Source organism: Protofrankia sp. CiP1_Cm_nod2, from assembly GCF_920664355.1.
Classification (GTDB): Bacteria; Actinomycetota; Actinomycetes; order Frankiales; family Frankiaceae; genus Protofrankia.
On record NZ_CAKKTL010000234.1, the window covers coordinates 1 to 7,967 of the forward strand.

Genomic DNA, 7,967 nt, shown 5'->3' on the forward strand with positions numbered 1-7,967 from the left:
GTGCGGGCCAGGTGCAGGCCAGGTGCGGGCCAGGTGCGGGCCAGGTGCGGGCCAGGGCGGCGCGGACGCCGCAGGGCCGCCGCGCCATCCGCCCCGCCCGCGGCCCGGCCACCAGGGCCGCGCACTTCCTCCCGGCGATGTCCTCCAGGCTGCTTCAGACGGCCGGGCGGAGCCTGCCAAGCGCCCGTCAGACGAGCCTGCGAGCCCCCTTCGGGCCGGTCCCGCGCGTGCTCCCGGCGTGGGCGCCGAGAGGCACGCCGTGGACGTCGTCACGTGATCCTCGGCCGCGACGCACTATGGTCACAAGTCATGCAGACCTGGGAGTACGCGACAGCGCCGGTGCTGATCCACGCGACCAAGCAGATCCTCGACAACTGGGGGGCGGACGGCTGGGAGCTGGTCCAGATCGTCCCGGGGCCGAACCCGGAGAGCCTGGTCGCCTACTTCAAGCGCCCCAAGGGCGAACCGGCGAGGTGAGCGCCGTGACAGCCGACGCGGCGACCCCGTTGCAACGCCTGGCCGCGCTCGGCCTGACGCTGCCCACGGCCCCGTCGCCGGCGGGCGCGTACGTGCCCGCCCGGCGGCACGGTGACCTGGTGTGGACGGCCGGACAGCTCCCCCTGGTGGACGGCGTCCTCGCCGCGACCGGGCCGGTCGGCGAGGCCGCCGACGGCGGCTCGGTGCCGGCGGAGCGCGCTGCCGACCTGGCCCGGATCAGCGCCCTGAACGCGCTGGCGGCCGCGGCCGCGGTGGCCGGCGGCCTGGACGCGATCACCGGTGTCGTCAAGGTCGTCGGGTTCGTCGCGAGCGTGCCCGCGTTCACCGGCCAGCCGGCAGTGATCAACGGTGCGAGTGACCTGTTCGTGGCGGTGTTCGGTGACGCCGGACGACATGCCAGGTCCGCGGTCGGGGTGGGTGTCCTGCCGCTGAACGCTCCGGTCGAGGTGGAGATCGTCGTCACCGTCAGCTAGCCCTTGTCGGGGAACCGCGAACGGACGGCGTGCACGCGGGCCGCCGTCCAGCTGTGGATATATCCAAACGATAACTGTCCACCGGCGGCTGGTCATCGAAAAACGGCTGTATACGGGCCTTCGAACGAGACGCAGCTCACAGCTGGCCGCGACCGCCGACATGGTGCGCGAGCCGGGGCGGACAACCTACTGTCTACGGCAGAACTACTGTCTACGGCAGAACTAGCCGACTCGACGGTCGGGCCGGTGGGCAGCCCGAGCCAGCGGGCAGTCCGGTGGGCCGTCCGGGCAACGAGCGGGTGGAGTGCCGGGCCACCCGCGCGGCAGAGCATCGTCCGCTTCGGAACCTGGTGAGTGACCTGTGGGGCATACGAGCGTTACGGGCGGCGTGCCCGGCCCGCGCACGGCGGCCCCGGCGGAGGGCGGCCCGCCCGCGCCGCGGCAGGTGACCCTGCTGGCCTCGCTGCTGCTCGCGCCCAACCCCGGCCCGATGACCCTGGACGGCACGAACACCTGGATCCTGCGCGCCCCGGGCGCCACCGGCTGCGTCGTGGTCGACCCCGGCCCACCCGGCCCCGGCCATCTCGCGGCGATCGTCGCGGCCGGGCCGGTCGACGTCATCCTGCTCACCCATGGTCATATTGATCACAGTGAGGGTGCCGTGCCGCTGCACGAGCTGACCTCCGCGCCGGTGCGCGCCCTTGACGCCGCCCACCGGCTCGGCGACGAAGGGCTGGCCGAGGGCGACGTGATCGCCGCCGCCGGGGTGGAGATCCGGGTGCTGGCCACCCCCGGCCACAGCAGCGACTCGCTGTCGTTCGTCCTCACCGACGACCGGTGGACCGGCACCGGCGGCACCAGCGGCACCGGCGGCGTCAACAGCGGCGCCAGCGGTCACGACGTCCCGGCGCCCACCGCGGGAAGCTCGGTCCTCACCGGCGACACGATCCTCGGCCGGGGCACGACCGTGGTCGCGCACCCCGACGGGCAGCTCGGCGACTACCTGGCCAGCCTGCGGCGCCTACGCGAGCTGGGTGACGCCATGGTGCTCCCCGGCCACGGGCCGCATCTGCCGGCCGCGGGCCGCGCCGCGGCGGCGTACCTCGCGCACCGGGAGGCCCGGCTCGACCAGGTCCGGGCGGCCCTCGCCGCCGGCGACAGCACGGTCCGTCAGATCGTTCAACGGATCTACGCGGACGTCGACCGTGCCCTGTGGCCGGCCGCGGAGATGTCCGTCCGCGCCCAGATCGAGCACCTGCGCCAGCGGCGGGAACTGCGGACCACACCGCTCGAGCTCCCGCTCGCATAGGCCGCCGTTCCGGCGGCGGAGACGGCCTTCCGGCCGCGTCCACAAATCATGATCGCGTCGACGGCGGGACCCGCACGAACACGAAAACATGATCGCATCGCCTTCGGCCCCGCCAGCCCACGCACCTCCGGTGATGCGAAAACATGATCGCATCGCCTTCGGTGGGGAGGGTAGAGCCGGCCGGATTCTGGACATCCCACACCGCCCTCTTCCTTCCTGGAAACCGTTAAGATCAGCACGAACAGAAGATCTCGTACGGTTGGCTTATGCTCGCGGCCGGGAGGCGACCACCCGTGCGCAACGCTCCGGATATATCCGACCACGTCAAAAGGGTCCGGTCCTGGATACCGTGCCGGCAGGCCCGATACACCGGGCAGGCCGGCCGGACGTCATGGCCAGGCTCTGACTCCGGCTTCAGGGCGCCCCAATGATCACATCTCCCCTCGGTGGAACGCTGCGCTGCCCGCGGTGCGGCACTCCCGCCGTTCCCGGTGGACGGTTCTGTTTCCACTGCGGGCTGCCGTTGCAGACCGAAAACGGCATGGGCACCGACGAGGGCGCCGAACGCCGGGTCGTCACCGTCCTGTTCGGCGACCTCTCGGACTTCACCGCGTGGGCGGAGGACCTGGATCCCGAACGTGTCGGCGAGGTCACCGACCGGGTGCTCGCGGCCCTGGCCCGCGACGTCGCCGAGGTCGGCGGCCGGGTCGACAACCTCACCGGCGACGGCATCATGGCCGTGTTCGGCGCGCCGACCGCGCACGAGGACGACCCGGAACGCGCCGTGCGCGCCGCCGCCGCCATGCAGGAGACCGTCCGCCGGCTCGTCACCGACGAGGCCGGCGGTGGCCGCCACCTCGGCCTGCGCGTCGGGATCAACACCGGGGAGGTGCTGGCCGGCGTCCAGGCGTCGCTGACCTACACGGTGATCGGCGACACGGTGAACACCGCCGCCCGGCTGTCGGACGCCGCCGCGGTGGGCGCCGTGTACGCGGGCCACGACACCATGATCGCCACGACCTCGGTGGCGACCTGGCGCCGGCTGGCCCCGCTGAAGCTCAAGGGCAAGCGCGAGCCGGTCCCCACCTACGAGCTGGTCAGCCTGCGGCCGTCCAACGTCGCCCGGCCCGGGCACGGCGACGACGCGCCGTTCACCGGGCGCGACCAGGACCTCGCGGTACTCGAGTCCGCCTTCCGGGACGTCGTCGCGCACGGCCAGCCGCGGACGGTCGTCGTCACCGGTGAGGCCGGCATCGGCAAGACCCGGATAGCGGTGGAACTGGCCCGCCGGGCGGGCGCGGCGCAGGACGCGAGGGTGCTGTGGGGCCGCACGGTCCGCCACGGTGACGGCCGGGACCTCGCCCCGCTCATGGACATCGTGCGCACCGCCTGCGGGGTCGGCGAGGGCGACAGCCCGGACCGGGTCGCCGAACGGGTCCGGCGCACGGTCAGCCGGCTGGAGCACCCGGCAGCGCGCACCCGCATCCCCGGCGGCGTGGCCGACAAGCTGCTCGCCCTGCTGGGTGTGCCGCCGGAGGGCCGCTCGACGGTGGCCCCGGACATCCCGCCGGGGGACCCTGCCGGGCGGGAGAACCCGGCCGACGATCCCGCCGTCCGGGCCGTCGACGCGATCGTCGACGACGTGGCCGTGCTGCTCGGCGGCCTGTCCAACGACGGGCCGCTGGTCATCGTCCTGGACGACCTGGAATGGGCGACGACCGCGCTGTGGCAGGGCCTGCGGCGTTTCGCCGGCAGGCTGCGCGGGCCGATACTGCTGATCATGCTTGACCGTGAGGTCCCGTCGCTGGCCGGGCTGCCCAACGCCGAGTCGCTCGCGCTCGCCCCGTTGGCGGAGTCCGCCTCGGCCAGCCTGCTGCGCGACTATCTCGGCGGCGCCGAGCTGGACGAGACCGCCCGGGCCGCCCTGCTCGCGCGGGTCCACGGCAACCCGTTCTTCCTCACCGAGCTGCTGAACCTGCTGGTGGACCGGGGCATCCTGCACCGCGGCGGCGCGGCCGGCGCGGCCGCCGCCGGCGCCGGCGCCGGTACCGATGTCGGCACCAGCGCCGGCGTGGCGGGGACGGAGCCGCTGCCCGGCACCACGTCGAACGGCGTCGCGCCGGACACGGGCCCGGCCTCGGAAATCCTGCGTCCCCCGGCCCACCCGGCCGGCACCCAGCAGTGCGCCTGGGTGCTCGAGGGATCCCTGCCCGAGACCACGCTGCCGGCCGGTGTGCAGTCGGTGCTGGCCGCCCGCATCGACGATCTCGACCCGATCGCGAAGGCCGTCCTGCGGTCGGCGTCGGTGCTCGGCAGCCGGTTCCCCGCGGACGCGCTGCCCGCGCTGGAGGACCGTCGCGGCGAGCAGGTGCACCGGGCACTGGAAACCCTCACCGAACGCCAGCTCCTGCGGGCCCCGCATCCCGGGGAGCCGATGTGGACGTTCGTGCACCCGATGGCCCGGGACGTCGCCTACGCCGGCCTGCCCAAGGTGGAGCGGGCCCGCCGGCACGCCGCGGCGGCCCAGTGGGGGGTGGAGTTCCTCAGCGGCTCCGAGGCGGAGGTCGCGGCCTTCGTCGGCCACCATGCCGAACGAGCCCACGACCTCGCGGCGTCGATGGCGCTGGCGCCCACCGATCCGGCCTGGTCGGCGCGGGAGCCCGGGTTCCACGCCCTGGTCCGGGTCGCCCGCTCGGCGCTCGCCCGCGACGACCACCGCAGCGCCATCGATCTGATCACCAGCGCACGCCGGCTCGGCCGGGGGGTCGTGGGCGAACTCGACGATCTGGGCGCGGTCGTGCTGCAGGCCGAGGCCCTGGCGTCACTGCGCCGGCTGGACGAGGCCGAGCGTGTCCTGCGGCCCGCACTGCGGGTCACCACACCCGAGCTGCGGGCCGCGGCGTACCGCATCCTCGGCGACCTGCGGCACAAGCAGGGCCGGGACGACGAGGCCGCGACCGCGCTCGTCACCGCGCTCGAGGAGGCTCAGCGTGCCGGCAGCGACCGGGTGGTCGCCGCCACCCTGCGCCAGCTCGGCCTGCTGGAATACGCTGCCGGCCGGGTGCGCCACGCCGAGAAGCGGTTCACCGACGCGCTGGCCCTCGCCCGTCGGGTCGGCGATCCCAGAGGGGTCGGCTGGGCCCTCCAGCACCTCGCCTGGAGCGCGACCACCCGGGGGGACTACCCACGTGCCCAGGAGTACCTCCGGGACGCCTCCGAGGTTTTCAGGCGGCTGGACGACACCGGTGGCCTGGGCTGGTGCGCGGGCACGGAGGCGCTGGTCTGGCTGCTGTCCGGCCAGCTCAGCCGGGCCCGCCGGCTCGCCCGCGACCTGATCGAGATGGCCGGGTCACTGGGTGAGGTGTGGGGCCTGGCCGTGTGCCTGACGATCGACGCGGTCGCCGCCGCCGAACTCGGGGACATCACCGAGGCCGAGGCCGAGGCCGAACGGGCGGCGGGGCTGTTCGAGGCGACCGGGGACACCTGGGGTGTCGCGCTCACCCTCGTGGCCAGGGGCCTGGCCGCGCGGGGCGCCGGTGACCCCGAGCGCGGGGCGGCGCACCTGCACAACGCCCAGGCCGCCGCCGACCAGGGCGGCCATGCCGTCGTCGGCGCGCTCGCCATGGTGCTGCTGGGGCTCACCCGGCTCGACGCCGGGCTCCTCGACGACGCCGAGCAGGCCGCGGACCTGGCCATGCGGGCGCTGGACAGCCTCGAGCTGCAGCCCCACGCCCAGCTCGGCGCCAAGGTGCTGGCCGCCCAGGTCGCGCGGGCCAGAGGCCGCCTGCAGGAGGCGATCCACCTGCTGGAGACGGCGCTGGCCGCCGGCGAGCCGGCCACCCTGCTCTTCCCGCGCCGCCAGGCGTACGCGCATCTGGCCGGCACGCTCCTCGACGCCGGCCGGCCGGCCGAGGCACTGGCGGTGGCCCGGCGCGCGGTCGAGGTGGGCGCCGAGGACGTCCGCGCCCAGGTCCTGGCATGGCGGGCGCTGGGTACCGTGCTGGTCGCGAGCGGCAAGCCGGCCGAGGCCCGGGCCGCGTACGAGAAGGCGCTGGCCGCCGCGACCGCGACGGAGGCGGTGAGCGAGGCCGCGCAGACCCGCCGGCTGCTGTCCGCGGTTCCCGACGGCTCGTGGCCGGTGGGCCCGAAACCGGTGAACCTGCCAGGGGTCGCCGACGTCCGGGTGACCCGCCCCGCGACGGGCCTGCCGGCGCCGGGCGCCGCGCCCTCGACGGTGGCGTCGACCGCGGCGTCTTCCGCCAGGGACGGCATCCCCGGCGGGCGCGCCGACGGTGCCGTCCCTGGCGGAGCCGACCACGCAGGCATGACCGCGCGGGACAACCGCGCGGAGGTGCCAGGTGGCAGTGGCGCAGGTGGCAGTGACAGCAGTGGCAGCTGGTAGCCATTCGGATACGACGCGACGGGCCAGGTAGTAGGTCCGGTCAGCGGGTCCGGTCAGATAGTGGGTCATGTACGTCGCGACGGTGTGACAACCACCGCTGCGGCGGCACGGGCATGGCGGCGCGCACGACAGCAGCCGGGTCCGGCGCCTGCAGCCGACCCAGCAAAGAAGATCTTCATGATGTGAGGGCAGGTCCTGACCGGTACGCCAGGCGTACCGGTCAGGACCTGCTGGGACGGGAGTCAGCCAGCCTGTGCCCCCTCAGGCCGGAACCAGGGGCGTCTCCCGGCGGACCCCCGGTCGCGTGGGCCGAACACGCCCGCGTCGACCGGCGTCCGCCGGCTTACGCCCTACCGGGCGCGGCGGGCGAGCCGCTCCCGGTCGAGCAGCACCACCGCGCGGGAGTCCAGACGCAGCCAGCCGCGGGTCGCGAAGTCCGCGAGCGCCTTGTTGACCGTCTCCCGGGAGGCCCCGACCAGTTGGGCGAGCTCCTCCTGGGTCAGGCCGTGCTCGACCCGGACACCAGCCGCCTCGTTGCCGGGCTGGGCCGGCTCACCGAAGCGCTCGGCAAGGTCGAGAAGGGCCTTGGCCACCCGTCCGGGCACGTCGGTGAACACCATGTCGGCCATGGAGTCGTTGGTCCGCCGCAGGCGCTGGGCCAGCACCCGCAGCAGCAGCGACGCCGCTTCGGGCCGGGTTGCCAGCCACGGGCGCAGCGCGGTGTGCTCCAGGGAGACCAGCGACGCGTCGGTCACCGCGGTCGCGCTGGCCGTGCGGGGCCCCGGGTCGAACAGCGAGAGTTCCCCGAAGAGGTCTCCGGGCCCCATCACCATGAGGAGGTTCTCGCGTCCGTCCGACGCCGCACGGCCAATCTTGACCTTTCCAGCAAGGATCACGAAGACACGGTCTCCGGTTTCACCTTCCCGAAACAGAACGTCGCCTCGGGTAACATTCTGACGTTCCAAATGATCGTTAAGGGCCTGCCGGTCCTGTTCGGACAGGCCGGCAAACATGGGAACACGGGCAAGCAGATCGTCCACGGCGTCCGAGCATGCCAGGAGTAGCGCCAAAGGGCACGACCTGAAAGCCGAAAGAGGCTGTCGGGTCTTGAACAGGTCGGGCGAATCCGGGTATTTCCGGCCCGCTCGGCCGGCCCGGGAGAGCTCCCGTCAACCCCTGACCCGGGCCTGTGGACGGAAAGTCACACACGGACCGAAGCGATTGATTACTCTACGTAGTCACACAGGGCGAGAAGGCATCCACGGGCCCGCGCCCGGGGCCGACC

At 73.9% G+C, this 7,967-nt stretch carries 5 protein-coding genes; 4 read left to right on the forward strand and 1 reads right to left on the reverse strand.

What is annotated here, in order from left to right; all coding sequences use genetic code 11:
* The first annotated feature begins 309 nt into the window (after positions 1 to 309).
* From NBW84_RS20165 to NBW84_RS20180, 4 genes are all read left to right on the forward strand, one after another.
* The gene (locus NBW84_RS20165) at positions 310 to 477 is read left to right on the forward strand and encodes a DUF4177 domain-containing protein (protein WP_250286423.1); all 168 of its coding nucleotides are present in this window, start codon (positions 310 to 312) and stop codon (positions 475 to 477) included.
* The gene (locus tag NBW84_RS20170; RefSeq protein WP_250286425.1) at positions 474 to 971 is read left to right on the forward strand and encodes a RidA family protein; all 498 of its coding nucleotides are present in this window, start codon (positions 474 to 476) and stop codon (positions 969 to 971) included. The genes NBW84_RS20165 and NBW84_RS20170 overlap by 4 nt, the downstream gene beginning before the upstream one ends.
* A gap of 388 nt (positions 972 to 1,359) precedes the next feature.
* Complete coding sequence (locus NBW84_RS20175) at positions 1,360 to 2,280, forward strand: MBL fold metallo-hydrolase (RefSeq protein WP_250286428.1); 921 nt, start codon at positions 1,360 to 1,362, stop codon at positions 2,278 to 2,280.
* A gap of 427 nt (positions 2,281 to 2,707) precedes the next feature.
* Entirely contained in the window at positions 2,708 to 6,682 is a 3,975-nt protein-coding gene (locus NBW84_RS20180; RefSeq protein ID WP_250286427.1) for a tetratricopeptide repeat protein, read from the forward strand.
* Positions 6,683 to 7,032: 350 nt separating this feature from the next.
* Here NBW84_RS20180 and NBW84_RS20185 read toward each other — a convergent pair whose 3' ends face one another.
* A complete protein-coding gene (locus NBW84_RS20185; protein ID WP_043607335.1) occupies positions 7,033 to 7,722 on the reverse strand; it encodes a cyclic nucleotide-binding domain-containing protein in 690 nt (229 codons plus the stop codon).
* Positions 7,723 to 7,967 lie beyond the last annotated feature (245 nt).

What these genes read in the sequence shown, in the direction of transcription:
- NBW84_RS20165 (WP_250286423.1), top strand. Translation starts at nt 310, where the DNA reads ATGCAGACCTGGGAGTACGCGACAGCGCCGGTGCTGATCCACGCGACC.
- NBW84_RS20180 (WP_250286427.1), top strand. Translation starts at nt 2,708, where the DNA reads ATGATCACATCTCCCCTCGGTGGAACGCTGCGCTGCCCGCGGTGCGGC.